The organism is Sporolactobacillus sp. Y61, from assembly GCF_040529185.1.
Classification (GTDB): domain Bacteria; phylum Bacillota; class Bacilli; order Bacillales; family Sporolactobacillaceae; genus Sporolactobacillus.
In genome coordinates, this window is sequence record NZ_CP159510.1 from 1,682,414 (window position 1) to 1,708,908 (window position 26,495).

Genomic DNA, 26,495 nt, shown 5'->3' on the forward strand with positions numbered 1-26,495 from the left:
TGCCCGTGACGTCTGAAAGCGGGAGCCGTATCGGAGCATTTCCCGGATGTTCCATAAATCTGAAATAAAACGCTGACGGACAAAGAAATTCCATGGGCGTTAAATGTTAATGTTATCCAGTATTGTGCTATGATTTACTTAGGGATCGTATAAATCCAGGAAAGGAGAAAAAATGAAGCATGAAATCCACCGGTATTGTACGTAAAGTAGACGAGCTGGGCCGCGTCGTGATTCCCATAGAACTGAGAAGAACGTTGAATATTAAAGAAGGCGATCCACTGGAAATCTTTACTGAAGAGGATCGAATTATTTTCCAGAAATATGTTCCAAGCATGGCCTGCCAGATTACGAATGAAGTCTCGCCGGACAACCTGGTTCTGGCAAACGGAAAACTGATTCTGAGCCGGAAAGCAGCGAAAGAAGTAGTCAGCGAAATAGAAAAGTATATGGGTGAAGATGCACATTCAAAAAATATATGATACGTTACAGTACAAACGCTTCCAGCCGTCACAGGGTGAGGGAGCGTTTTTGTTGTGTGTTCAGATAGTGAAAAGCGCACCTTCCTTCCGGGAATATTTGTTCGCTTTTTCTGTCCTTTCACCCTTTGGATATGATATAATTTGAACTAACGATTTCGAGAAACGGGAGGTCGGATGCATGGACTTCAAACTTGTATCCAGTTACAGGCCGCAGGGGGACCAGCCTGAGGCCATCCGTGAACTTGTTCAGGGCATTGAAAGTGGAAAGAAGCACCAGACACTTTTGGGCGCAACAGGAACAGGAAAGACATTCACGATGTCGAATGTGATTGCGCAGGTAAAGAAACCGACGCTGGTCATCGCCCACAATAAGACACTGGCCGGCCAGCTGTACAATGAATTTAAGGAATTCTTCCCGAACAATGCTGTTGAATATTTTGTCAGTTATTATGATTACTATCAGCCTGAGGCCTATATCCCCCAGACCGATACGTATATTGAAAAAGATTCGAGTATTAATGATGAGATTGATAAATTACGGCACTCGGCAACAAGCGCACTTTTTGAGCGCCGCGATGTGATCATTGTCGCCAGCGTGTCCTGCATCTATGGCCTCGGTTCTCCGGAAGAGTACAAGTCACTTGTTGTTTCACTCCGGCCGGGGATGGAAATAGACAGAGACGCGATGCTGCGCCGGCTGGTAGATATCCAGTACACACGTAATGATGTGAATTTTACACGCGGAACGTTTCGCGTGCACGGCGATGTGGTTGAAATCTTCCCGGCATCGCGTGACGATCACTGCATCCGTGTTGAATTTTTCGGTGACGAAATTGACCGGCTGACCGAAATGGATCCGATGACCGGAGAAATTGTCGGTGAGCGGGATCATGTGGCCATCTATCCGGCTTCGCACTTCGTTACCGGCCAGGAGAAAATGACACGGGCCATTAAAAATATTCAGGCGGAGCTTGATGAACGGCTGAAGGTGCTGCGCGATAACGGCAAACTGCTGGAAGCGCAGCGTCTGGAACAGCGGACCCGTTATGATCTGGAAATGATGGAGGAAGTAGGGTTCTGTTCAGGGATTGAGAACTATTCCCGGCATCTTACTTTTCGCAAGGCGGGAGATCCGCCGTATACGCTTCTGGACTATTTCCCCGATGATTTTCTGATCATGGTGGATGAATCGCACGTGACGCTTCCCCAGGTACGGGCGATGTATAACGGGGATCAGGCAAGGAAGAATGTCCTTGTCGATCACGGGTTTCGCCTGCCATCGGCGAAAGATAACCGTCCGCTGACGTTTGATGAGTTCGAGAATAAAGTCAATCAGATTGTCTATGTCTCTGCAACGCCCGGTGACTATGAAATGGAACACTCGGGTCAGCCGGTGCAGCAGATCATCCGCCCGACCGGACTGCTTGATCCGAAAATTCTTGTCCGTCCGATCAGGGGGCAGATTGACGATCTTTATAATGAAATCAATATCCGGGCGAAACGCAATGAGCGTGTCCTTGTGACGACGCTGACTAAAAAAATGGCGGAGAACCTGACGGATTACCTGAAGGGTATGGGGGTTAAAGTCCGCTACCTGCATTCAGAAATTAAAACACTTGAGCGGATTGAGATTATCCGTGATCTGCGGCGCGGTGAGTTTGATGTGCTGGTCGGCATCAATCTGCTCCGTGAAGGGCTGGACATTCCAGAAGTTTCGCTCGTTGCGATTCTTGATGCCGATAAGGAAGGCTTCCTGCGTTCTGAACGGTCGCTGATCCAGACGATTGGCCGGGCGGCGCGTAATGCGGAAGGGCAGGTCATTATGTACGCCGACCGGATCACGGATTCGATGCGCGCAGCGATTGATGAAACGAATCGCCGGCGGACGATCCAGAACGCCTTTAATGAAAAACATCATATCACGCCGAAGACGATCAGCAAAGCCATTCCGGAACTGATTCAGGCTACGTATGAAGCGAAGGATCAGAAGAAATCCGGTAAGAAGAAGAAACGCAAATTGACAAAGACGGAACGGAAGAAAACTATTATCAGCATGGAAACTGAAATGAAGAAGGCGGCCAAATCACTCGACTTCGAGCGGGCCGCTGAGCTCAGAGATATTATTCATGAACTGAAGGCGGAGGGATAACAGACTCATGGTACTTGAAAATATCGTCGTAAAAGGTGCCCGTGAACATAATCTGAAAAATGTCAACGTGACCATTCCGCGTGACAAAATGGTTGTGGTCACCGGACTGTCCGGATCAGGGAAATCATCACTGGCCTTCGACACCATCTATGCGGAAGGCCGGCGGCGCTACGTTGAATCGCTCTCCGCCTATGCCCGCCAGTTTCTGGGTCAGACGAAAAAGCCTGATGTGGACGCCATTGAGGGGCTTTCTCCGGCCATCTCTATCGATCAGAAGACGACAAGTCATAACCCGCGTTCTACCGTCGGCACGGTGACAGAAATCTATGATTATCTGCGCCTTCTTTTTGCCCGTATTGGCCATCCCTTCTGTCCGAAGCACCATATTGAGATTTCGTCACAGACTGTTGAACAGATGGTTGACCGGATCATGGTCTTCCCCGAGCGGACCCGGCTGCAGATTCTCGCACCGCTGATCTCAGGAAGGAAGGGGACGCAGGCGAAGGTTCTTGAAGACATTAAAAAGAAAGGCTATGTCCGTGTCCGGGTGGATGGCGAGATCCATGAAGTCAGCGAAGACATTAAACTTGAAAAAAATAAAAAGCACACGATTGATGTCATCATCGACCGGATTATTGTGAAACCCGGTGTTGAAGCGCGCCTTGCAGATTCACTGGAGTCAGCCTGCAAGCTGACAGACGGTCGTGTCATTGTCGATATCATCGGCGGAAAAGAATTGCTTTTCTCCGAGCAGCATTCCTGCCCGTACTGCGGTTTTTCAATTGGTGAACTGGAACCGAGACTATTTTCTTTCAACAGTCCGTTTGGTGCCTGCCCGGACTGTGACGGGCTTGGTGCACGGATGGAAGTTGATCCTGATCTGGTTATTCCTGATAAAAGCAAATCCCTTGCCGACGGGGCGATTGTTGCCTGGGAACCGACCAGCTCGCAGTATTATCCGCAGCTTCTGAAAGCCGTCTGTGCGCATTTCGGCATTGATATGAACATCCCGGTTAAAAAACTGCCGGCGGAACAGATGAAAATTATTCTGTACGGGTCAGGCACGCAGCGGATCCATTTCCATTATGAAAATGAATTTGGCGATGTACGTGATAAAGACATGTACTTTGAAGGTGTGATCCCGAATATTGGACGCCGCTACAGGGAAACCAGTTCCGATTTTGTCCGCGATCAGATGTCGACGTATATGACCCGGAAAGTCTGCCCGACCTGTCACGGATACCGGCTCAGGACTGAAGCGCTTGCTGTGAAGATTGGCGGAAAACAGATCAGTGAAGTGACGGAGCTGTCAATCCGTGACATGCAGACGTTCTTCAATTCTCTGGAACTGACACCAAAGGAGAAGACGATCGCCAGACTGATTCTGCGTGAAATCAGGCAGAGGACTCAGTTCCTGATCGATGTCGGCCTTGATTATCTGACACTCAGCCGTCCGGCGGGAACGCTCTCCGGCGGCGAAGCACAGCGGATCAGACTGGCCACTCAGATCGGTTCGCAGCTGATGGGGGTGCTCTACATCCTTGACGAGCCGTCGATCGGCCTGCATCAGCGGGACAACGACCGTCTGATTCATACCCTGCTCGGCATGCGTGATCTGGGTAACACGCTGATTATCGTGGAACATGATGAGGATACCATGCTCGCCGCGGACTACATCATTGATGTCGGTCCCGGTGCAGGTGAACATGGCGGACAGATTACTGCCCAGGGTCCCCCGGCGGAAATCATGAAGAATACCCATTCGCTGACCGGCCAGTACCTGTCGGGGAAAAAGTTCATTCCCATTCCGGCAAAGCGCAGGAAGGTTACCAGACGGGCGATTAAAATTACCGGAGCAAAAGCCAACAATCTGAAAGACATCAGTGTCAGTTTCCCGCTTGGCGTCATGACGGTCGTCACCGGTGTATCCGGATCCGGGAAGAGTACGCTCGTCAATGACGTGCTGTTCAAAGCGCTGGCTCAGAAATTGCACGGGCGCAGGGAACTGCCGGGCGCCTTTAAACAGATTAAAGGCATCAAAGAACTCGACCGGGTGATTCAAATCGACCAGTCACCGATCGGACGGACTCCCCGTTCCAATCCGGCCACCTATACCGGTGTTTTTGATATGATCCGTGAAGTCTTTGCGGCAACCAGTGCGGCAAAGGTCCGCGGGTATAAAAAAGGCCGCTTCAGTTTTAACGTCAAAGGCGGGCGCTGTGAAGCATGCAGCGGTGACGGGATTATTAAAATTGAAATGCACTTTCTTCCGGACGTTTATGTGCCCTGTGAAGTGTGTCACGGGAAACGTTATAACCGGGAAACGCTTGACGTCACGTATAAAGGGAAAAACATTGCCGATGTCCTGGATATGACCGTGGAGGAAGCACTGGAGTTCTTTAAAAATGTACCGCGGATCAAGCGTCGCCTTGAACCACTGGATCAGGTCGGGCTCGGTTACATCCGGCTCGGGCAGCCGGCAACCACACTGTCCGGCGGTGAGGCGCAGCGTGTCAAGCTCGCTTCACAGCTCTACAGAAGGACAAAGGGGCGCGCCCTGTATATTCTGGATGAACCGACGACCGGGCTGCATACCGATGACATCGCAAGACTGCTGCGCGTCCTCCAGGCCCTGGTCGACAGCGGTGACAGCGTCCTGATTATCGAACACAATCTGGACGTCATTAAATGCGCGGATTACCTGATTGACCTTGGACCGGAAGGCGGTGCAGGCGGAGGAACGGTTGTAGCCAGTGGTACACCGGAACAGATTGCGGAAACAGCCGGATCTTATACCGGTAAATATCTGAAACCGATCCTTGAACGGGACCGTAAGCGGATGGCTGACCGGATGAAGAGCCAGAAAATGGCGGCCGGAAGCCAGATAAAGTGAAACTCAATCAGTGGGGGGGCTTCATTCCCACTGATTGTTCGTTGAACCCATCGGGCGGCTGCGGGCAGTGATCCCTCACCCGGGCATGTGTGTTTATCCTGATTACTTTGAGGTGGGGGTTCTTACTGCCCGTTAATGCGGGATAAATAGATAAATCGTCAGGAGCTTAAAAGAGCCATTCGCACAGACCGGCCGGAGCAAAGTTGACTACATTCTGCTTGTTAATCTGCAGGGCATAAGGGTATAGTTGAATAAGTGAGAAAAAATATTTTCCGGGAGGAAACTAAAGATGCAGAAAAAGCTGTACCGGTCAAGAGAAAATAAAATTCTTGGTGGCGTATTGGGCGGCATTGGTGAATACCTTAATATAGATCCGACGCTGATTCGTCTGATTTTTATTGTATTATTAATCGTTACGGCCTTTTTTCCCTGTGTGATCGGCTATTTTCTGGCTTATCTTGTGATCCCCGAACAGAGAGAGTGATTTTTTGATGAAGAGATGGTTTGCCAACGTTATGATAAATATCATCATCAATATGATTATTTTAATGACGCTGGCAGGATACTTACACACCATGGTCTATCTGTCCGGAGTCGGGGCGGCATTCGTCGCGAGCGCGATTCTGTCCCTGCTCAATTTTTTCATCCGGCCGATCCTGATCCTGTTCTCCCTGCCGGTGACCTTACTGACCCTTGGATTCTTTATCTTTGTGATTAATGCCCTGATGCTGCTTCTGACCTCGGCGATTATGGGCCCCGCCTTTCAGCTGGACGGATTCGGCAGTGCCCTGATTGTTGCCATTATCATGGCAATCTTCCAGCTGATCATTCAGACATTTATCATTAAACCCATTCGCCGGCGCTGATCCGAAATGCGAAAATATATGGTAAAATAAAGGCAAAAGGTGCCTCATCATGGCAGCCGGGCGGGCAGTGCCGGCCGGTTTCATATCAACAGCAATAAGGAGCGGTCAGGCTCATGAACAAAGTGCGTGTCAGTGAACTGATTAATCATTTCAATTTGAAACTTGTCAGCGGGAAAGAAGGAATTGACCGTGAAATCATCGTCAGCGATATTTCACGGCCGGGGCTGGAGATCGCCGGTTATTTTACCTATTATCCCAGACGCCGTCTGCAACTTCTCGGACGGACCGAGCTTTCCTTTTTTAATGAACTGAGCATGGATGAACGCTACAAGCGTACCTCTCAGCTCTGTACAGCTCAGACGCCGTGTATTGTCATTTCCAGGGGCATTGACGTGCCGGAAGAATTCATTATTTCGTCTAACAAACGCCATGTACCGATTCTTCAGTCAAAAATGAAAACAACACGTCTGAGCAGCATGATTACTAATTACCTGGAATCGCGTCTTGCGCCGATGACTGCTGTACATGGCGTACTCGTGGACGTGTACGGAGTCGGTGTACTGATTACCGGCGAGAGCGGGGTCGGCAAGAGTGAGACGGCACTGGAACTGGTGAAACGCGGACACCGACTGGTCGCGGATGATTCAGTGGAGATTCGCCAGGAGGGTGAATCCGAACTGATCGGCAATGCACCTGAGCTGATCCAGCATTTACTGGAAATACGCGGGCTGGGGATCATTAATGTCATGACCCTCTTCGGTGCCGGCGCAGTGAGAAATTATAAACGCGTGTCCCTTGTGATCCATCTGGAACTCTGGGATCAGAACAAAGTGTATGACAGACTGGGTCTGGATGAAGAAAAGACGAAACTGATCGATACAGAGGTTCCCCGTCTTGTTCTTCCGGTACGCCCCGGTCGAAATCTGGCCGTCATTATTGAGGTGGCTGCAATGAACTATCGTTTGAAAAATATGGGCTTTCATGCGGCACAGCAATTCTCCGACCGCCTGAATGATACACTCCATGAAAGATAACTGTTGAATACTTGACAGACTGAGGTGAACAACTAAAGATGGATCAGAACATTGAGCCTTTGGATCGTGTCGCCATTCAGCTGGGGCCGATTCACATATACTGGTACGGGATCATTATTGCCGCTGCGGCATTGATCGGACTGCTGCTCGCCATACGGGAAGGCAGGAAACGCGGTCTGCCCCAGGATACATACGTTGATCTGATCCTGTTTGCTGCACCGATTTCGATCATCTTTGCACGACTTTATTATGTGATCTTTGAATGGTCCTATTATTCAAAACATCCGATGGAAATTTTCGCCATCTGGAACGGCGGGATTGCGATTTATGGCTCCCTGATCGGTGCGGTGGGAACGGCTATTGTTTTCTGTGCCGTCCGCCGGCTGCCGTTCTGGAAGGTCGCGGATATCGCAGCACCAAGCGTTATTCTAGGTCAGGCCATCGGACGCTGGGGAAACTTCATCAATCAGGAGGCACATGGGGCTGAAACAACACGTGAAGCACTGGAAAATCTCCATCTCCCCGACTTTATTATTAATCAGATGCTGATTAACGGTTCTTACTATGTTCCGACTTTTTTATATGAATCCGTGTGGGATTTTCTGGTCTTTATTGTGCTTCTTATCCTGAGACGTGTGAATTTGAAACGCGGCGAAGTGTTTGTTTCATACATGATGCTGTATGCAGCTGGCCGCGCCTGGATTGAAGGACTGCGTACAGACAGTCTGATGTTTGGCACGCTCAGGGTATCCCAGTGGCTCTCGGTCGTGCTGATCATTATCGGTATCGGACTGATTCTGTATTGGCGGATATTTGATAAAAAGCGTCCGCGTTATCTGGACTAGCTGGATAGATTCAGGAAGTGCCGCTCGAAAAATACAGGCGGCACTTCAGTATGTCCGGGGGCAACACAACACATGCAGAGGGAGGGTCTGAATGTGATTCAGACTGTGCTGTTCGATCTTGATGGAACACTAATCAATACAAACCGGCTGATTCTTGCGTCCTTTCAATATACACTGGATCGCTATTTTCCAGGTCAATACACCAAGGAGGATCTGATCCCGTTTATCGGCGAGCCGCTGCATGCCAGTTTCAGCCGGGTGGATGCCCGCCTGGCCGGCGAGATGGTTGCTGTATACCGGGAATATAACAGTCGGCATCATGACCAGCTGGTAACGGAATTCCCGGGCGTACATGAGACGCTTCAGAATCTCCGGAAGGCCGGGTGCCATCTGGGTGTGGTCAGTACGAAAAGGCGGGATATGGTGGAACGCGGATTAACGTTAACCCATATGAACGATTATTTTTCGACGATTGTTGCCGGAGATGAAGTCGGACATTTTAAGCCGGATCCTGAACCGGTTGAAACGGCCATAGCCCGCCTTCATGCAACAGCAGAACAAACGATGATGGTGGGTGACAGCCCGGCGGACATTCTTGCCGGCTCATCGGCGCATGTTCGGACAGCGGCTGTCAGCTGGTCACTCAAAGAGCGTTCCGTTCTGGAAGGACTTCACCCGGATTATTTCCTTGATTCCATGATTGACCTGCTGGACATCGTCCGTCGGGAAGATTCAGCAGCCATGTAAAGCGGGAAGCGTGCTGCAGAAATGAAACGTAATAAACGTGTCACCGGTATGTTTCCTAATCGTATGTTATACTGAAATGAACGTGATGAATCATGCTTTACGGAGGCAGAAAGAAGTTATGAAAGAAGCAAACCGGCCCAAAAAGGCCCAGGTGATTTCTTTTTATCCCAATGGCGAATTTTTCTACCAGAGGGGTATGACCTGTTTTGAAAAAGGAGATCTTAATCGCGCAAGCAAATATATGGAACGCGCATTGAAAATAAGGCCGAATGACGTCGAATATCTGTGTCAGCAGGCCGCCATCATGTCCGAACTGGAGCAGTATGATTCTTCAATCGGTCTGCTCAAAAAAGTGGTCTGCGAGCTGGATACACATATGACCGAATGCTACTTTTTTATGGCAAATAACTATGCCTATATGGGGGCATTCGATGAAGCGCTGGATGCGGCAAAGCTTTATATGACGCTGGAGCCCCATGGTGCTTTTTCAGATGAAGCAAGGCAGCTGTGCGACATGCTGTCTTCCGATGATGAACTGCCCGATGATGAGCCGGCTTATGTAGAAGAACATGAAAAGGGCCGGATGGCGCTTGAGCACGGCCGCTTTACCGAAGCCGCAGCGCTGTTTCAGCGGGTTCTCAAATTGAATCCGGATTTTCTTGCGGCTCAGAACAACCTGTCGATTGCCTATTTTTCAACAGGAAACATCAATCAGGCCCTTGCCGAAACAGACCTGGTTCTGAGTAAGGATCCGGGCAACGTTCATGCCCTCTGCAATATGGCGACCTTTTTTTATCAGGAGGGGGACACGCCGCATCTGAAACAGATTTTGAACCGGCTGGACAGCCTGTATCCGATGGTACCGGAGCACTGTGGAAAACTTGGATCGACCTATCTTTATCTTGGTGAATACAGAAAGGCTTACAGGTGGCTCAGGATAGCGGAAAAAAGAGGGGTTCACTGTGATCAGGTCTTTCGCTTCTGGCTGGCGCTGGCCGCCTTTCACTCAGGCGACAGGAAGCAGGCGGAGAAAAACTGGAAGCGTGTGGACTATTTCAGTAATAAACCCTTCCATCCATTCAAATACAATAAAATTCAGGATATGATGTTTGAAGAATCAACGGCAGATAACTTTATGGTGAAGGATCTGCTGCGAAAGGAAATCTGGGAGAACAACCTGTCCTATCAGCTGTTTTCACTTTTCTATCTTTCTCATCATGGAGATGCGCAGCTGCTCGCGGATACAGCTCGAAAAGGTCCGACGCCCCAGATCAGGGACATTGCCGGTCGCTTACTTGAAGAAAATCAGACAGGGATGAAGAATAGCCGCCTTGAAATCATGCGGATCGTTGAAAAGCTGACAGGCGGCGAGAAAGAAGCGATGAAGCAGCCGGAAATCTACAGCTTCTGGTCCGTGGTCGATTCTGTGATCGGACCGGACAAAGAAGCAGACAGTCTGGGCTGGGCGGCAGCTCTGTATTACTTATGGGAGAAAGAATTCGGTGTCAAAACTTCTCAGAAAAAGGTTGCTGATCTGGCCGGGACGACGGTTTACAGGATTCGAAAACATATTGGCGTGCTTTCTCAGGTGCTGAATCGTAAATGGGAAGAGGAACTGGTGCATGATTAAGCGGCTGTCTGAGCAACTTTCTGGACATTGGTTTTTCGATTCATTAGCATAAAATAAGTGATGAGCAGATAATAATGATTACAATTTGATCATGGAAAAACAGGAAGGGACTGAGATATACATTGGCCGAAGACGAGAAAATTTATGATGTCCTGATTGCCGGAGCAGGTCCGGCAGGGATGACTGCAGCGGTCTATGCTGCCAGAGCAAACATGACAACGATTATGGTAGAACGGGGCATTCCGGGAGGACAGATGGCCAACACAGAAGCTGTTGAAAATTATCCCGGGTTTGAATCGATCCTGGGCCCTGACCTTTCCAATAAGATGTTTGAGCATGCCAAGAAGTTTGGTACCAAATATGCTTATGGGGACATTAAAGAGATTCGCGATGGAAAGGAATATAAAACCGTGGACTGCGGCAGCAAGGTTTATAAAGCCCGTACCGTGATTGTGACAACCGGAGCCGAGTACCGGAAACTTGGTGTTCCCGGTGAAAAGGAATTTGCCGGACGTGGCGTTTCCTACTGTGCGGTCTGTGACGGTGCTTTCTTTAAGGGGAAGAAGCTGGCGGTTATCGGAGGCGGCGATTCGGCGGTTGAAGAAGGGACTTATCTCACGCGCTTTGCTTCGAGTGTCACGATTATTCACCGCCGCGACGCATTGCGTGCGCAGAAAATCCTGCAGAACCGGGCTTTCAATAATGAAAAAGTTGATTTTATCTGGAATACCATCTGCACAGAGATTAAAGGTAAGGATGGAAAAGTATCGAGCCTTGTTCTGCACAATAAGAAGTCGGGTGAGGATTCTGAATTCCCGGTAGACGGCGTATTCATCTATGTCGGGATGAATCCTCTCTCTAAAGCCGTCGAGAATCTGAACATCACCGATGAGCACGGATACATTGTGACGAATGAACAGATGGAGACGCGCGTACCTGGTATTTTCGCTGCAGGCGACGTGCGCCAGAAAGACCTTCGCCAGATTGTAACAGCAACCGGCGATGGAAGTATTGCAGCTGATAATGCTCAGAAGTATGTTGAGAAACTCAAGGATGCTTCGGCGGTTAGCTGATGTGAGGTGCGCCTGGACAATGTGCCTTTGGTCGCAGTCGTAAAGCGCCTTTTCAGCTCCAGTATTATCCATCTTTAATCTTGATGTAACGGTTCTGAAATGAAAATGGGGTATCATAAAATTGAATTGACCCCCCTTGTTATTAATAAATCATTTACGGCGCGAAAGTCATTCCGTGCTGTTTTTTTTTGCAGCCATTTTCCAAAGCCTTCCTGATTCACGGGTTTTCGAGTATACTGAAAGAAGAAGTGACAGGAGTCCTGATGACTCAGCATTTCCGAAATTCAGAGGCGATGGGAAGGATCATGGATGAAAGACATTCAAGTGGTGATTATAACAGGAATGTCCGGTGCCGGAAAGACTGTTGCGACACGGATTTTCGAGGACCTGGGTTATTTCTGTATTGATAATCTGCCTCCAACCCTGATGCCGAAATTTATTGATTTGATTCAGGATTCGGACTCGGATAAATTAAACAAAGTGGCTCTGGTTATGGATCTGCGCGGGCGGGAATTTTTCGATTCATTGTTTTCATCACTGGACGCGTTAAGCAGGTTAGATAAAATCAGACCTAAAATTTTATTTCTGGATGCGAAAGATCAGACACTCGTCAGAAGGTATAAAGAGACACGCCGATCCCATCCGATGTCGCCGCAGAGTCGGCCGATAGACGGTATCCGGCGTGAACGGGAGAAACTTGAAGAGGTTAAAGGGCTGGCACAGTACTATATTGATACAACCGATTTGTCTGCACGGCAGCTACGCGACCGGATCATCAGTGAATTTGATTCGGAAAGTGCATCTTTTCGCGTGAACCTGCTTTCGTTTGGATTTAAATATGGTCTTCCGATCGATGCGGATCTTGTGTTTGACGTCCGCTTTCTGCCCAATCCGTATTATGTCAGACATATGCGTGACCGGACGGGTCTGGATGCGGATATCTCGGAGTATGTGCTTAAGTGGACAGAGACCCGGCAGTTTCTAAAGAAATTAACTGATTTGCTGCACTTTATGCTCCCTCAGTATAAACGGGAAGGGAAGGGACAGCTGGTGATCGCCATAGGCTGTACGGGCGGGAAACATCGCTCGGTAGCTCTGACGGAATGGCTCGGCAAGACTCTTTCAGCTGACTATCCGACGAGTGTGTCGCACCGGGACATTAAGAGAGGATAGTTGAGACCATGACGGTACGAAAAAAAGTTGTTGCGATCGGCGGGGGTACAGGACTGCCTGCCGTGCTCCGTGGCCTGAAGCATTATCCCGTAGATATTACGGCGATTGTAACTGTTGCAGATGACGGCGGAAGCAGTGGTATGCTCCGGAACGAACTGCGCATTCCGCCTCCTGGCGACATCCGCAATGTGCTCGTTTCGTTGTCTGACGTAGAACCGATATTTGAAAAGCTGCTTCAGCACCGCTTTAAGACAGAAAGCGGGCTGAACGGCCATTCTCTGGGTAATCTCCTGATCGCCGCACTGACCTCGATCACCGGTGACTTCGTTAAGGGAGTCAGGGAAATGAGCCACATTCTGAATGTACATGGAGAAGTCCTCCCGGCGGCCGATCAGAGCATCATTCTCGGAGCAGTGATGCATGACGGAACGATCGTTGAAGGTGAGTCCAGTATTCCAAAGGTTAAGAAAAAGATCAAAAAGGTCTTTTTAAAACCGGATCATATACGGCCGCTGCCGGAAAGCGTCAAGGCGATCAGGGAGGCTGATCTGATTACGCTTGGACCGGGGAGCCTTTATACAAGTGTGTTACCTAACCTGCTCGTACCTGGACTGGCCGGAGAGATTGCCCGGTCAAAAGCGCAAAAAGTGTATGTGTGTAATGTGATGACCCAGATGGGGGAGACGGATGGATTTTCTGCATCGGATCATGTGGCCGTGATGAATCAGCATGTGGGTACCCCTTTTCTTGATACGATTATCGTAAACAATCAACCGATTGCGCCGGATATCCTGAAGCGTTATGCTGCAGAAAAGGCAGAACCGGTTTCTGTTGACCGTGATAAGCTGGAGGCAGAGGGCCTGAGAGTGATCAGTGCGCCTGTGATCCGGACGACAGGTGGGGTCATACGACATAACGAAGCGGCGATTGCGCAGCTTCTGATGACTTTGTTTTCCGGGGAATAAGTTAAAGTTGCGGGAGGGCTGCCGATGTCATTCGCTGCAGACACAAAAAAAGAGCTGACCATGCTTGAAGTTAAGGATTGCTGCGCCAGAGCAGAACTTGCTGCGCTGACGCGAATGAATGGATTTATCACCATTCGCAGCAAACGCGTTGAACTGGACATTGCAACGGAAAATGCAGCGATATCCCGACGCATCTACCGTCTGATCAAGCAGGTCTATCATTACCAGATTGAGATCCTTGTCCGTAGAAAAATGCGACTGAAAAAGAATAATGTTTATATTGTCAGACTGAAAGAGTCGGCCCGTCCGTTTCTGCGGGATCTGGAGATTATCGACGACCAGGGACAGTTTACCAGAGAAATTGCTCCGGATCTGGTTAAGCAGAAATGCTGCCGCAGATCGTATCTGCGCGGTGCTTTTCTGGCAGGAGGCTCGCTGAATCATCCGGAATCTTCCTATCATCTGGAAATTTTCTCAAATTATGAAGATCATATCCGTTCTTTGGCTAAACTGATGAATACATTCGAACTGAATGTCAAAGTACTCCCAAGAAAAAACGGGTATATTATTTATATGAAAGAAGGCGAGAAGATTACCGATTTTCTGAGCATCATCGGAGCGAACCGGGCACTCTTCTACTTTGAAGACATCCGGATCGTGAAAGATATGCGTAACTCCGTCAATCGTCTGGTTAACTGTGAAACAGCAAATTTGAATAAAACGGTTGGGGCAGCCATACGTCAGACGGAGAATATCCGTCTGATTGAAAAGAGCATCGGTCTGGATGAGCTTCCGCATAAACTGCGTGAAATCGCTGAGCTCCGTCTCAAGCATCCGGATATTACGCTAAAAGAACTGGGTGAATTGCTCGGCGAACCGATCAGCAAATCAGGAATCAACCACCGTTTCAGGAAACTGGATACCATTGCAAACAGAATCAGACAGGGGCAGAAATAAATGAAAGGGGGGAAAGCATATGGTGAACAAAAGGGTCACCGTTCAGTTGCGGGAAGGTCTTCAGGCCCGCCCGGCAGCGCTTTTTGTCCAGGAAGCCGGACGTTTTCATTCGCACGTGACACTTGAGAAAGACGGGAAGGTCGCCAATGTAAAAAGCATTATGGGCGTCATGAGCGTCGCTCCGGCTTTCGGTGAAGAGATCGTCCTTGCGGCGGATGGACCGGATGAACAGGAAGCGCTGGACACCCTGTCGTCTTTTATTGAAAATCAGAAGGGATAATATTTTATTGCGGCTTGTTTTGTAAGCGTTATCCTTCAGGAACGGGCAGTACCCCGCAGGGAGGGTACATAAACATGCCCGGCTGGGCGATCACTGCCCGCAGCAGCCCGAGGGGTTCAACGAACAATCAGTGGTGGATGAAGCCCCACTGATTGGCGTTTCACCTTACTTGAGACTTGCGAGATAAGTGAGACGGCCTGAGTATAAGTAAAAAACCCGGAATGCAGCCTGTAAGCTGTATTCCGGGTTTCCTTTTTTTGCCTTCTTTATCGGGACGTCGTCAGAATCTCATCGATCAGACCATATTTTTTAGAATCTTCAGCTGACATGAAGTTGTCGCGGTCCGTATCCCGCGCAATGACTTCATAAGGCTGTCCGGTCCGTTCGGAATAGATATGATTCAGCTTCTCACGGATTTTCAGAATCCGTTTGGCATGAATTTCCATGTCCGATGCCTGTCCCTGCATGCCGCCGAGCGGCTGGTGAATCATGATTTCACTGTTCGGAAGGGCGAAACGTTTCCCTTTCTCTCCTGCTGTCAGCAGGAAACTGCCCATGGATGCCGCCATCCCGATGCAGATTGTGGAAACATTGGGTTTGACGTACTGCATCGTATCATAGATCGCCATCCCTGCGGTAATTGATCCACCAGGGCTGTTAATGTAAAGCGAAATATCTTTTTCGGAATCTTCAGCAGCAAGAAACAGCAACTGAGCGACTACAGCATTTGCCACATTATCATCAATAGCTGTTCCCAGCATGATGATTCGGTCCTTCAGCAGCCGGGAATAAATGTCGTAAGCACGCTCACCACGGTTTGTCTGTTCAATAACTGTCGGTATTAAAGGCATGATACTGACCTCCATTCAATCAAGTGTGTGACTTTCTTTAACCAGAATCAATCATACCGTAATGGTCAATATAGGTCAAATATTTTGGGCTTTTGACGATGTTCATTTTTTTTCGCGCCAATCTAAGGGGTGCAACTTTACCAGATTGCCAAAGGTTTGCCCTCCTGGCCGGGCAAATCTTCTTCAGCGGTTTGTGATCCTTTTCGAGGCTGCCGCAGACTATCTTCCATCTTGCAGGGGTTTTCATCTCACTTAACTTGTCATCAGATGTTTTGTCCTGAGAGCAAAAAGGAAAATAAGCGGATATTTTCCGGTAAGGGGCAGAACGGAAATCTTTCCGAGTGTATATAAGCGGAAATTTTCCGATTATGCCAGGCAAAAAGCTCCATTTTCCATTTCTCCAGTCAATAAGCGGAATCTCTCCGTCTATTTTAACTGTTTTTAGATCGAATTTCTTAAGTAAGCGGAATTTTTCCGCCTATTCATCTGATCATGCACGAACCTGATCCCCAACCGACAAGAGTGGATCCCGGGTACTCTCCTTCCTTATTTTTGACCCTGCGACTTCAGACTTGCCCCTGTTTTGGCAGAAAATCACTTCAAAACTCCTTATCATCCCCTCTGACACAAGGGGTTCCCCACATCCTAAAAGGCTCTTTTACACGAAAACGGCGATCAGGCAAGCTGATCCTGCCAAAGAGGGAGTTTCGCGGGAAGCAGGGGTATACTGAAGAAAATTTGCCGGGAGGCCAGTTGCCGGAGTTCAGTCTGGTCCTGTAACCTGACAAAATTTGTACTTTCCTTATAGTATAAATAAAAAGATCAGCCATATACCCGATGGCTGATCTCCTGAAATAAAATGCGCTCGAAGGGATTCGAACCCCCGACACATGGTACCGGAAACCATTGCTCTGTCCAGCTGAGCTACGAGCGCATAATTGAATTTCTACTGCTGACAATTGTCTATTTTAAGCGATACCGACTTTTTTTGCAAGTATAAAAAAGGTTATTTCTTCTCAGGAGTAAAAAAAGGAGGGGAAGCAGCTGCCCGTCAGAATCAAATGCCTATTTTTATCAGATCGCGGAAAACTGGGTATTCATACCAGGCAAGGCAAATCCCCGGTTCATAGGCTATAAGTGTATTCAAATCGATGAGGAGGAAAAATCATGGAGGTCTCGCCTTATTCGAATCAACACCCGATGCCGGTCAATCCTTATGCACATCACGAGAATAAATACCCTGCTATGAAACCGGAAATGAAACCAGTGAACAAACCTGCCGTTTCACCTGCGTCAAAGGGAAAATGCGGGAACATGCCGGTGATGAGTCCAGCTGGAAAATCGCATGCCGGAGGGATGGGCATGCATCCGGGAGCGATGTCTCCTGCTACGGGTCCAGTGACTCACGGGAAGCCACTACACTGCCCGCCGACACAGGGTGGATCATTTTTTGATCCACAGTCCGTCAATGTGACAGACGTTTATAAACCGGTTGTTGTCCGGCATATCCATCCTATGCACACACAGATCAGAACGCATTTTGTTTATGAGCACCAGCATTTTTACCCACAGTCGGTTTCCCATACATGCGATGAACGCCATTTTGATGTGCAGTGCGGCAAGCCCTGCTTCCCAAGGCCGCATTGCTAAAGAAAAGACAGACACAGAATCTGATTGCTGCCCGGAAGCAGCGGTCAGATTTTTTTTTTTTGACAGGCAGATTTTCAGAAGATTGACCTCTCACTTTATTTGTTTTATTTGCTTCGGACATGTATTATTAAGAATGTCTGCTGAAACGTTTTCGACAGTCAAAATAACCCCGAAAGGTGCAGGGAGATGATCATTGAATGAGTTCCGACAGTTCGCCCAGGCCGAACCCTGGCCCAGGATGGCAGAGGGAAGCTTTCATACCAGCTGAATACCGGCATTCATTATTTGATCCATTATCCCTGCCGGCCGGGTAACTGAAAGCTTCCTCAAAAATGAGGAGGTGGCATCATGATTGATATTTATTTAACAGATGAACAGGATAATCTGGTACAGAAAGATGAACTGGCCAAAGGGTGCTGGATCAACCTCACCCGGCCGTCGGAAATTGAAGTGGGTAAGGTTGTTAAGGGAACCGGCATTCCGTCGGATTTCATCCGTGACTCACTGGATGATGATGAACGGTCCCGAATTGAAAAGGAAGACGATACGGTGCTGATTATCGTTGACTTTCCTGTGCTGGTGCAGGATGAGTCAGATTCGGCTCCTTATGATACGATCCCGCTTGGTATCATTGTCACACCGCTTTACTTTGTCACTGTCTGCCTGCAGAGCAACCCGGTTGTCGAGGATTTTATCAATAATAAAATCAAAAATTTTTTCACTTATAAAAAAACACGTTTTACTCTGCAGATCCTCTACGCGATCGCAAGATATTATCTGAGATATCTGCGTACAATTGACCGGAGGACGGCCGCTATTGAGCGGGAACTGCATGAATCGATGCGAAATAAGGAATTATTCGATCTGCTGAGTCTGGAAAAAACGCTCGTCTATTTTACAACTTCATTGAAATCAAATAGTATCGTGATGGAAAAAATGACGAAGCAGCGTTTCCTGAGGATGTATGAGGACGATCAGGATTTACTGGAAGATGTGATCATCGAAATCAAACAGGCTATTGAAATGTCGGAAGTGCACAGTAATATCCTGAGCGGGATGATGGATGCGTATGCTTCCGTCATTTCGAACAATGTCAACGTGGTCATGAAGTTTCTGACCACCATTACGATTGTGCTTTCCATCCCGACGATGGTGTTCAGTCTGTACGGCATGAATGTTGATATCCCGTGGGCGAGCATTCGCCATGCGTATGTGATACCGCTGGTCATGGCTGTTTCCATCTCAGGCATTGCGGCACTGTTTTTCTGGAAAAAGAAATATTTCTGAAGGACCTGGCTTCAGCCGAAATCCGGCTGAAGTTTTTTAGTTACAGGGTCACGGACAAAGGTTCAGCCGATGCCGGGGGTGGAGCTTCTTTACCCGCTTTTTTCGTTCGATTTCGATCAGAAACGACAAAAATCATTCATGAAAGCGTAGTCATTTCATCGCTTCCCTGATATAATAAAGATCAGGGAGGTGAGCGTGATGGGCCTGGCTCTTGTACAAAATCAGTCGCTGAAGCAGAAACTGACGCCGGCACTCTTCCAGTCTGTGACCCTGCTTCAGTTTAACCATGAACAGTTGTCCGACTATATTAAAGAAAAGGCAACGGGTAATCCGCTTCTGCATGTCGGGGAAACAGACTTCGGCTATACCCCTGCGCATTCGGTTGCAGGGGAAGAAGCCCGGAGTACAACGGATGTCATTGAGGAAACGGTACAGAGCCCCGGCAGTTTTCGTGATCAGCTTCATATGGACCTTCATCAGCTCTCACTCAGCAAGAACGGCATCGCTGCAGCAGATCTTCTCATCGACTGTCTTGATCAGAACGGTTATCTGACGGAAAATCCGGCAGAGATTCTGGATCGTTTCGGGATGGATTCGGATCTGGCTGAACAGGCACTTCAGGTTGTGCAGACCCTGGAGCCGGCAGGAGTGGGTGCGCGTACCCTGCAGGAGTGCCTCAGACTTCAGCTGGATAGAATGGAGCCGCGCAGCCCTCTGGCCGAAAAGATTATTTCTGACTTCAGCGATTATTTTCTTTCCGGAAGCTGGCAGGAGCTGGCGGGCAAACTCGGAATCAGTGAAAAGCAGGTCAAGGAAGCGGTGGCGCTGATTCGTACCCTTGATCCCGCACCTGTCCATGATCATACGGGTCAGCAGACACCGTATGTTTTTCCGGATGTTGTCGTGCGCCGGACGGAGAACGGACTCGTTTGTGAACTGGAAGACCGGCTGCTGCCAAAAGTTACTCTGGAAACCGGTGCCTACAGGGCGTATATGACGCAGGCTGACCGGGAAACAAAGCGCTATCTGAAGCAAAAGAAGGCAGAAGCCCAGTGGCTGCTTAATGGTCTGTCAAGAAGAAAAAAGACGGTCTTGCAGCTTTCTACCCTGCTGGTTGATAAACAGGCCGACTTCTTTAGAACCGGAGACATGGGCACGCTCCGTCCATTTATGATGAAAGAAGCTGCACAGGCGATGTCAGTCAATGAATCCACAATCAGTCGTGCGGTTGCCAATAAATATCTGCAGACGCCGTATGGGCTGTTTCCAATAAAAACATTTTTTGTCCGGCCGATGAAGAAAAACAGACAGGAGATTTCCTCTCACCAGATTATCAGCCGGATTAAAGCCCTGATTGATGAAGAGGATCCGGGTAAACCGTATTCTGACCAGGAGCTCGCCCGCCGCATTAGCGAAAGCGGTTACCGGCTGAGCCGGAGGACGGTGGCCAAATATCGTGAGGCCAGTGGTATCGGGTCGACCATCCTGAGAAGAAAGAGGTAAGACAGGAGACGTCCATAAGCCATTTGATGGACATAATAAGTCCCTGTATCGCCTGAAAAGAAGGCGTCCGGCGAAATTTTTTTATGTTTTTTTTTGACGAGAAAGGAAATACTTAATATGAATATCGTCAGATGAAGAAGATCTGAAACGATGGAGGTGCAGATTTAATTCCGAATTTGCAGATAGTTGGAATAGTGCAATAAGTCCATGACTGTCGGCTTTTCTGTCAGATGTGACAATTCTACGTCAATGCATGGATCACACAAAAGATTTACATTTTTTTGCTTGAAAACCATGTTGAAAGTTGATAACATGAAACGTGGAGCAGATGGGACATGAAATGACTATGTGGGACATTTTCAGGCCGTGTTGGCTGATCGAGGGGGACGCTGTGGAACATTTGCTTGATCTTCAGAAAAAGCTCATCCCTGATGTCTTAGACATAATGTCCAGCCGCTACCGTATTCTCCAGTCTTTATTCTTTCTTCAGCCCATCGGCAGACGCAGCCTGTCCTCCCATCTTGGGATGACAGAGCGCGTGCTGCGCGGAGAGGTGACGTTCCTCAGTCAGCAGGGCCTGATTCATATGGCGTCAAGCGGCATGCATCTGACAGATCATGGTGAGGCCCTTGTAAAACAACTGGGCAACGTCATGAAGAACGTTTCGGGACTGAAAGAGATGGAGAAAAACCTGGAGGACGCCTTAGGGGTCTCCCGGGCAGTAATTGTTTCGGGCGACAGTGATCAGTACGCGTTGGTCAAAAGTGAGATTGGGCTCGCCTGCGTCCGGGAGATTGAACATAGCCTGGACGGTGAGAACATCATTGCGGTTACCGGGGGCTCCACTCTTGCGGCAGCTGCAGAAATGATGCACCCGCTGAAAAAGACACATCAGGATATTCTGTTCGTGTCTGCCAGGGGCGGCCTTGGTGAAAAGGTGGAAAATCAGGCAAACACGATCTGTGCAAAAATGGCCGAGAAAGCTGAAGGACGCTATCATCTGCTCCATGTTCCCGACCAGCTCAGTGACGAATCTTATCACAGCCTGATGGAAGAGCCCAGTATTCACCGGGTGCTGCAGCTGATTCACCGGGCGACCATTATCGTACACGGGATCGGTGATGCCAGATCGATGGCCATCCGCCGTCATTCCGGTGCCGATATTCTCAGAAAGGTCAGTGCGGAACACGCTGTGGCTGAGGCTTTTGGGTATTTCTTTGATCAGACAGGCCGTGTGATCCACAAGGTCCAGACGATAGGACTTCAGTGGGAAGACCTATTCGGAGCGCGGTCAGTCATTGCCGTAGCCGGTGGCAGGTCTAAGGCTGAGGCAATTAAGGCTTACTTTAAAAGGGGCCCGGATTCGGTATTGATTACGGATGAGGGTGCCGCGCAAGAGATTTTAACTACATTCTAAATTATTCTAGGAGGTCATTCACGAATGACAGTAAAAGTTGGTATTAATGGATTCGGACGTATTGGTCGTCTTGCTTTCAGAAGAATTCAGGATGTTCCGGAACTGGAAGTTGTTGCAGTTAACGACCTGACAGATCCGGCAATGCTTGCAAACCTTCTGAAATATGATACGACTCAGGGTCGCTTCAACGGCGAAGTTAAAGTTGAGGAAGGCTACTTTGTTGTTAACGGCAAGAAAGTAAAAGTTCTCGCAAATCCTGATCCGTCACAGCTGCCGTGGGGCAAACTTGGCGTTGACATCGTTCTCGAATGCACAGGCTTCTTTACTACGAAAGACAAAGCAGAAGCTCACCTCAAGGGCGGCGCTAAGAAAGTTGTTATCTCCGCTCCTGCAAAAGGTGACGTGAAGACGATCGTATACAATGTTAACCAAGATACACTTGACGGTTCTGAAACAGTTATTTCCGGTGCATCCTGCACAACCAACTCTCTGGCTCCTGTAGCTAAAGTTCTGAATGACAAATTCGGTATTGAAAAAGGCCTGATGACGACGGTTCATGCTTATACCGGTGACCAGATGACACTTGACGGCCCGCACAGAAAAGGCGATCTGCGCCGTGCACGTGCCGCTGCTGAAAACATCGTACCTGCTTCTTCCGGTGCAGCAAAGGCAGTTGCCCTTGTTATTCCTGAACTGAAGGGCAAATTCGACGGATCCGCTCAGCGTGTTCCTGTTAAATCCGGTTCTGTCACCTTGCTTTATTCAACTCTGTCTAAGAGAACTTCAGTTGAAGAAATCAACGAAGCAATGAAGGCTGCTGCGAACGAAACACTTGGCTACAACGAAGATCCGATCGTATCCTCTGACGTTATCGGCATTACTTACGGTTCACTGTTCGATGCCACTCAGACGAAGATCCTCGACGTTGACGGCAAGCAGCTCGTTCAGGTTGTTGCATGGTATGACAACGAAATGTCCTATACTTCTCAGCTTGTAAGAACTCTGGAATACTTCGCCAAACTGCACAAATAAGGCTTTGCAGGCGATTGTAAATAGAACCTGAATAGCGGAAACAGCATTGTTGTTTCCGCTATTTTATCATGAAAGAGGACATTGTGAGCTCCTGATGCTCCGGATGTTCCGCTTCTGAATCAAAGTGAAAGAAGGCTTTTACATGGCAAAAAAAACCATCCGCGACATTGATGTTAAGGGTAAAAAAGTTTTTTGTCGCGTTGATTTCAATGTTCCGCTCAGTGGCAAGGCCGTAACGGATGACACACGTATTCGCGCGGCTCTGCCGACCATTAAATATCTGTCAGAACACGGTGCCAGACTGATCCTGGCTTCGCATCTGGGTCGTCCGACACCTGAAAACAAGGAATCTCTCCGGATGAATCCGGTGGCTGACCGCCTGAGTGAACTGCTCGGCAAACCGGTTGCCAAAACTGATGAAGTGGTTGGACCGGAAGTGGAGGCTGCCGTTGCCAAATTGAACGACGGTGATGTCCTCCTGCTTGAAAACGTACGTTTTGAAAAAGGTGAAAAGAAAAACGATCCGAAACTGGCCAAGGCTTTTGCCGCACTCGCTGATGTTTATGTCAATGACGCGTTTGGCTCGGCTCACCGGGCCCATGCTTCAACTGAAGGGGTTGCAAAATATCTCCCGGCTGTCGCAGGCTTCCTGATGGAAAAAGAACTGACCGTTATGGCTGCATCACTGGACAATCCGAAACATCCATTCACCGCGATTATTGGCGGCGCTAAAGTCACCGATAAAATCGGTGTGATTGAAAATCTGCTGGACAAAGTTGACAACCTGATTGTCGGCGGCGGACTGGCCTACACCTTTGTCAAGGCTCAGGGCTATGGTATTGGTAAATCTCTGCTTGACGCAGATAAGCTGGACCTGGCAAAGAAATTTATGGAAGCGGCAAAAGAAAAGGGCGTCAACTTCCTGACTCCTGTCGATACGGTTATTGCGGATGAATTTAAGGAAACCGCCAATGTGAAGACGGTCGACATCGACAAGATGCCTGACGGCTGGCTGGGCGTTGATATCGGACCGAAGACGGTTGCTCTCTATGCCGATACCATCAAGAAATCAAAACTCGTTGTCTGGAACGGACCGATGGGCGTTTTTGAAATGGATCCATTTGCAAAAGGAACTGAAGCTGTGGCAAAAGCTCTGGCGGAAGCGACAAATGCAACGACCATCATCGGCGGCGGAGATTCTGCTGCAGCCGTTGAAAAGTTCCATCTTTCCGATAAAATGAGCCACATCTCAACAGGCGGCGGCGCATCACTTGAACTGATGGAAGGCAAAGTCCTTCCCGGGGTCGCAGCACTGAACGACGCTGAATAATAAGATAACCGCAAGAAAGGATGAGTGTCTGTTATGTCACGGAAACCGATTATTGCCGGCAACTGGAAGATGAACAAGACAGTAAAGGAAGCACATGCATTTGTCGAAGCGGTCAAGGACAAGGTTCCTTCCCCGGACCTCGTTGATTCCGTTGTTGCTGCTCCTTTTATTGACCTTGACCGGCTTGTTGCCGATGCGAAAGGCTCTGATCTGAAGATTGGAGCAGAGAATGTCCACTTTGAAAATTCCGGTGCTTATACAGGTGAAGTCAGCCCGGTCATGCTGGAAGATCTGGGTGTTGACTATGTCATCATCGGCCACTCCGAACGCAGAGCTTATTTTGCCGAAACCGATGATACAGTCAATAAAAAGGTACTTGCTGCACTGGCTCATCATCTGCTGCCCATCTTCTGCGTCGGTGAATCGCTGGATGAGCGCGAAGGCGGACGGTGGCAGGCTGTTATTAAAAAGCAGGTCACAAAAGCATTTGAAGGCGTACCTGCCGATCAGGTACCGGGCGTTGTTGTTGCGTATGAACCGATCTGGGCGATCGGTACCGGTAAATCTGCATCAGCAGAAGATGCCAATGAAGTTTGCCACTACATCCGTGCCACTATTGCCGGACTGTACGGCGAAGCTACGGCTGAGGAAGTACGGATCCAGTACGGCGGCAGTGTAAAACCGGCGAACATCGCCAGTTTCCTGAATCAGTCGGATATCGACGGGGCACTGGTCGGCGGTGCCAGCCTGCAGCCTGAATCATTCCTTGCTCTGCTTGAAGGAGCAAAGGGCTGATTCTGCAAAATTGAAAGTGAATGGAACATAAGCTGTATATCTGAATCTGTGCTTTGTCCGGACATTGTGCGGATTCGGACAGCGGCTGATGATTATAGAAATATGAGGAGAGATGAACAGATGTCTCAGATTACTGATGTTTATGCCCGTGAAGTCCTCGACTCTCGTGGCAATCCGACGGTTGAAGTAGAACTTTACACGGACCTCGGCGGTTTTGGCCGCGCACTCGTGCCGAGCGGTGCCTCAACCGGCGAACACGAAGCCGTTGAACTTCGCGACGGAGACAAAAACCGTTTTGGCGGTAAAGGTGTCCTGAAGGCTGTAAAAAATGTTAACGACGTTATCGCTCCTAAGGTTGTCGGTATGGAAGTTTCCGAACAGGTAGCCCTCGACCAGGCGATGATTGATCTCGATGGTACGGAAAATAAGGGTAAACTGGGTGCCAATGCGATTCTTGGTGTTTCTCTTGCCGCAGCAAATGCAGCTGCCGATGAACTCGGTATTCCGCTGTATCGCTATCTTGGCGGTGTCAATGCGAAAGTGTTGCCGACCCCGATGATGAACATCCTCAATGGTGGCAAGCACGCAGACAACAGTGTTGACTTCCAGGAATTTATGATTATGCCTGTTGGTGCTGAGACGCTGAAAGAAGCTGTTCGGATTGGTGCAGAAGTTTACCACGCACTGAAATCCGTTCTGGCTGCTAAGGGCCACATGACCGCTGTCGGTGATGAAGGCGGTTTTGCTCCGAACCTGAAGAACAATGAAGAAGTGCTTGAAACGATCGTCGAAGCTATTAGAAAAGCCGGCTACAAACCGGGCGATGATGTGAAACTAGCCATTGACCCGGCTTCGTCCGAACTGTATGAAAATGGCAAGTACAACTTCAAGGGTGAAGGCGTCGTCAGAACAACTGATGAAATGATTCAATACTACGCTGACCTCGTTGAGAAATTCCCGATCGTCTCAATCGAAGACGGCCTGGATGAAAACGACTGGGAAGGCTGGCAGAAACTGACCAAAGCACTCGGTCACAAGGTACAGCTTGTCGGCGATGATCTGTTCGTCACCAACACCGACTACCTGAAGAAAGGTATCGACCTTGGTGTGGCTAACTCGATCCTGATTAAAGTCAACCAGATTGGTACATTGACGGAAACACTGAATGCGATCGAAATGGCTCAGAAGGCCGGTTACACGGCTGTTGTTTCACACCGGTCAGGTGAAACGGAAGACACTTCGATAGCCGATATCGTTGTGGCTACAAACGCCGGTGAAATTAAAACCGGTTCTCTCGCCAGAACAGACCGTATTGCGAAATACAACCAGCTCATCAGAATTGAGGACGGACTCAACGGTGCCGCTCAGTATCTCGGCAACGATTCCTTCTACAATATCAAATAAGGATGAGCAGACCAGAATAACAGAATTTGTCAAAAACGGGCTTCGCATGTTGCGGAGTCCGTTTTTTTTGCGAAAAAAGATTCAGAAAGACTGCGTCTCTGGTGGCTCCTGTGACCCAACAGTCGGCAGGCTTTT

The 26,495-nt window shown here is 48.9% G+C and carries 23 protein-coding genes and 1 tRNA gene; 22 read left to right on the forward strand and 2 right to left on the reverse strand.

The annotated features are described in order from the left end of the window. The first annotated feature begins 179 nt into the window (after nt 1-179). The 14 genes from ABNN70_RS07965 (at nt 180) to ABNN70_RS08030 (ending at nt 15,091) form a co-directional block, all read left to right on the forward strand. Nucleotides 180-479: an AbrB/MazE/SpoVT family DNA-binding domain-containing protein gene (locus tag ABNN70_RS07965; RefSeq protein WP_129928753.1), complete on the forward strand. Its 300-nt coding sequence runs from the start codon at nt 180-182 to the stop codon at nt 477-479. A 178-nt stretch (nt 480-657) separates the two neighbouring features. Next, nucleotides 658-2,628 carry an excinuclease ABC subunit UvrB gene (gene uvrB, locus ABNN70_RS07970; protein WP_129928752.1) on the forward strand — a complete coding sequence of 657 codons (1,971 nt, stop codon included), beginning with the start codon at nt 658-660 and terminating at the stop codon, nt 2,626-2,628. A 7-nt stretch (nt 2,629-2,635) separates the two neighbouring features. After that, nucleotides 2,636-5,521, forward strand: coding sequence for an excinuclease ABC subunit UvrA (gene uvrA, locus ABNN70_RS07975; protein ID WP_353947483.1), 2,886 nt, complete (start codon nt 2,636-2,638; stop codon nt 5,519-5,521). Between the two features lie 289 nt (nt 5,522-5,810). Further along, the gene (locus ABNN70_RS07980; RefSeq protein WP_129928750.1) at nt 5,811-6,005 is read left to right on the forward strand and encodes a PspC domain-containing protein; all 195 of its coding nucleotides are present in this window, start codon (nt 5,811-5,813) and stop codon (nt 6,003-6,005) included. Between the two features lie 7 nt (nt 6,006-6,012). Then, nucleotides 6,013-6,387, forward strand: coding sequence for a phage holin family protein (locus ABNN70_RS07985; RefSeq protein WP_353947484.1), 375 nt, complete (start codon nt 6,013-6,015; stop codon nt 6,385-6,387). Nucleotides 6,388-6,500: 113 nt separating this feature from the next. Next, complete coding sequence (gene hprK, locus ABNN70_RS07990) at nt 6,501-7,421, forward strand: HPr(Ser) kinase/phosphatase (RefSeq protein WP_129928748.1); 921 nt, start codon at nt 6,501-6,503, stop codon at nt 7,419-7,421. Between the two features lie 38 nt (nt 7,422-7,459). Continuing rightward, nucleotides 7,460-8,266, forward strand: a complete 807-nt coding sequence (lgt, locus tag ABNN70_RS07995) for a prolipoprotein diacylglyceryl transferase (protein WP_129928747.1) — start codon at nt 7,460-7,462, stop codon at nt 8,264-8,266. 93 nt (nt 8,267-8,359) lie between these two features. Next, the gene (ppaX, locus tag ABNN70_RS08000; RefSeq protein ID WP_129928746.1) at nt 8,360-9,013 is read left to right on the forward strand and encodes a pyrophosphatase PpaX; all 654 of its coding nucleotides are present in this window, start codon (nt 8,360-8,362) and stop codon (nt 9,011-9,013) included. Nucleotides 9,014-9,131: 118 nt separating this feature from the next. Continuing rightward, a complete protein-coding gene (locus ABNN70_RS08005) occupies nt 9,132-10,643 on the forward strand; it encodes a tetratricopeptide repeat protein (protein WP_353947485.1) in 1,512 nt (503 codons plus the stop codon). Between the two features lie 122 nt (nt 10,644-10,765). Beyond that, the gene (gene trxB / locus ABNN70_RS08010) at nt 10,766-11,716 is read left to right on the forward strand and encodes a thioredoxin-disulfide reductase (RefSeq protein ID WP_129928744.1); all 951 of its coding nucleotides are present in this window, start codon (nt 10,766-10,768) and stop codon (nt 11,714-11,716) included. Nucleotides 11,717-12,025: 309 nt separating this feature from the next. Beyond that, nucleotides 12,026-12,889 carry an RNase adapter RapZ gene (rapZ, locus tag ABNN70_RS08015; protein ID WP_353947486.1) on the forward strand — a complete coding sequence of 288 codons (864 nt, stop codon included), beginning with the start codon at nt 12,026-12,028 and terminating at the stop codon, nt 12,887-12,889. Nucleotides 12,890-12,897: 8 nt separating this feature from the next. Continuing rightward, nucleotides 12,898-13,854, forward strand: a complete 957-nt coding sequence (locus tag ABNN70_RS08020; protein ID WP_353947487.1) for a YvcK family protein — start codon at nt 12,898-12,900, stop codon at nt 13,852-13,854. A gap of 24 nt (nt 13,855-13,878) precedes the next feature. After that, entirely contained in the window at nt 13,879-14,811 is a 933-nt protein-coding gene (gene whiA, locus ABNN70_RS08025) for a DNA-binding protein WhiA (RefSeq protein ID WP_129928741.1), read from the forward strand. Nucleotides 14,812-14,830: 19 nt separating this feature from the next. Beyond that, complete coding sequence (locus ABNN70_RS08030; protein ID WP_353947488.1) at nt 14,831-15,091, forward strand: HPr family phosphocarrier protein; 261 nt, start codon at nt 14,831-14,833, stop codon at nt 15,089-15,091. 266 nt (nt 15,092-15,357) lie between these two features. Here the strand turns inward: ABNN70_RS08030 and clpP are convergent, their stop codons facing one another. Both clpP and ABNN70_RS08040 read right to left on the reverse strand, forming a co-directional pair. After that, on the reverse strand, nt 15,358-15,942 hold the full coding sequence (clpP, locus tag ABNN70_RS08035; protein WP_353947489.1) for an ATP-dependent Clp endopeptidase proteolytic subunit ClpP: 585 nt from the start codon (nt 15,940-15,942) through the stop codon (nt 15,358-15,360). An 860-nt stretch (nt 15,943-16,802) separates the two neighbouring features. Further along, nucleotides 16,803-16,876: transfer RNA gene (locus tag ABNN70_RS08040), tRNA-Arg, on the reverse strand. Between the two features lie 233 nt (nt 16,877-17,109). Here ABNN70_RS08040 and ABNN70_RS08045 point away from each other — a divergent pair. The 8 genes from ABNN70_RS08045 to eno all read left to right on the forward strand — a co-directional run bounded on the left by ABNN70_RS08045 (nt 17,110) and on the right by eno (nt 26,360). Continuing rightward, nucleotides 17,110-17,592, forward strand: a complete 483-nt coding sequence (locus ABNN70_RS08045; RefSeq protein ID WP_353947490.1) for a CotD family spore coat protein — start codon at nt 17,110-17,112, stop codon at nt 17,590-17,592. A 348-nt stretch (nt 17,593-17,940) separates the two neighbouring features. Further along, nucleotides 17,941-18,879: a magnesium transporter CorA family protein gene (locus tag ABNN70_RS08050; protein ID WP_353947491.1), complete on the forward strand. Its 939-nt coding sequence runs from the start codon at nt 17,941-17,943 to the stop codon at nt 18,877-18,879. Nucleotides 18,880-19,077: 198 nt separating this feature from the next. Further along, nucleotides 19,078-20,382: an RNA polymerase factor sigma-54 gene (gene rpoN, locus ABNN70_RS08055; protein WP_353947492.1), complete on the forward strand. Its 1,305-nt coding sequence runs from the start codon at nt 19,078-19,080 to the stop codon at nt 20,380-20,382. Nucleotides 20,383-20,773: 391 nt separating this feature from the next. Beyond that, nucleotides 20,774-21,799, forward strand: coding sequence for a sugar-binding domain-containing protein (locus tag ABNN70_RS08060; RefSeq protein ID WP_353947493.1), 1,026 nt, complete (start codon nt 20,774-20,776; stop codon nt 21,797-21,799). 24 nt (nt 21,800-21,823) lie between these two features. Continuing rightward, a complete protein-coding gene (gene gap, locus ABNN70_RS08065; protein ID WP_353947494.1) occupies nt 21,824-22,831 on the forward strand; it encodes a type I glyceraldehyde-3-phosphate dehydrogenase in 1,008 nt (335 codons plus the stop codon). A 142-nt stretch (nt 22,832-22,973) separates the two neighbouring features. Further along, nucleotides 22,974-24,161 carry a phosphoglycerate kinase gene (locus ABNN70_RS08070; RefSeq protein ID WP_353947495.1) on the forward strand — a complete coding sequence of 396 codons (1,188 nt, stop codon included), beginning with the start codon at nt 22,974-22,976 and terminating at the stop codon, nt 24,159-24,161. Nucleotides 24,162-24,194: 33 nt separating this feature from the next. Beyond that, a complete protein-coding gene (tpiA, locus tag ABNN70_RS08075; RefSeq protein WP_353947496.1) occupies nt 24,195-24,956 on the forward strand; it encodes a triose-phosphate isomerase in 762 nt (253 codons plus the stop codon). A gap of 120 nt (nt 24,957-25,076) precedes the next feature. Then, nucleotides 25,077-26,360 (forward strand): phosphopyruvate hydratase, encoded by a 1,284-nt coding sequence (gene eno, locus ABNN70_RS08080; RefSeq protein WP_129928731.1) that lies wholly within the window; start codon nt 25,077-25,079, stop codon nt 26,358-26,360. Nucleotides 26,361-26,495: the final 135 nt, after the last annotated feature.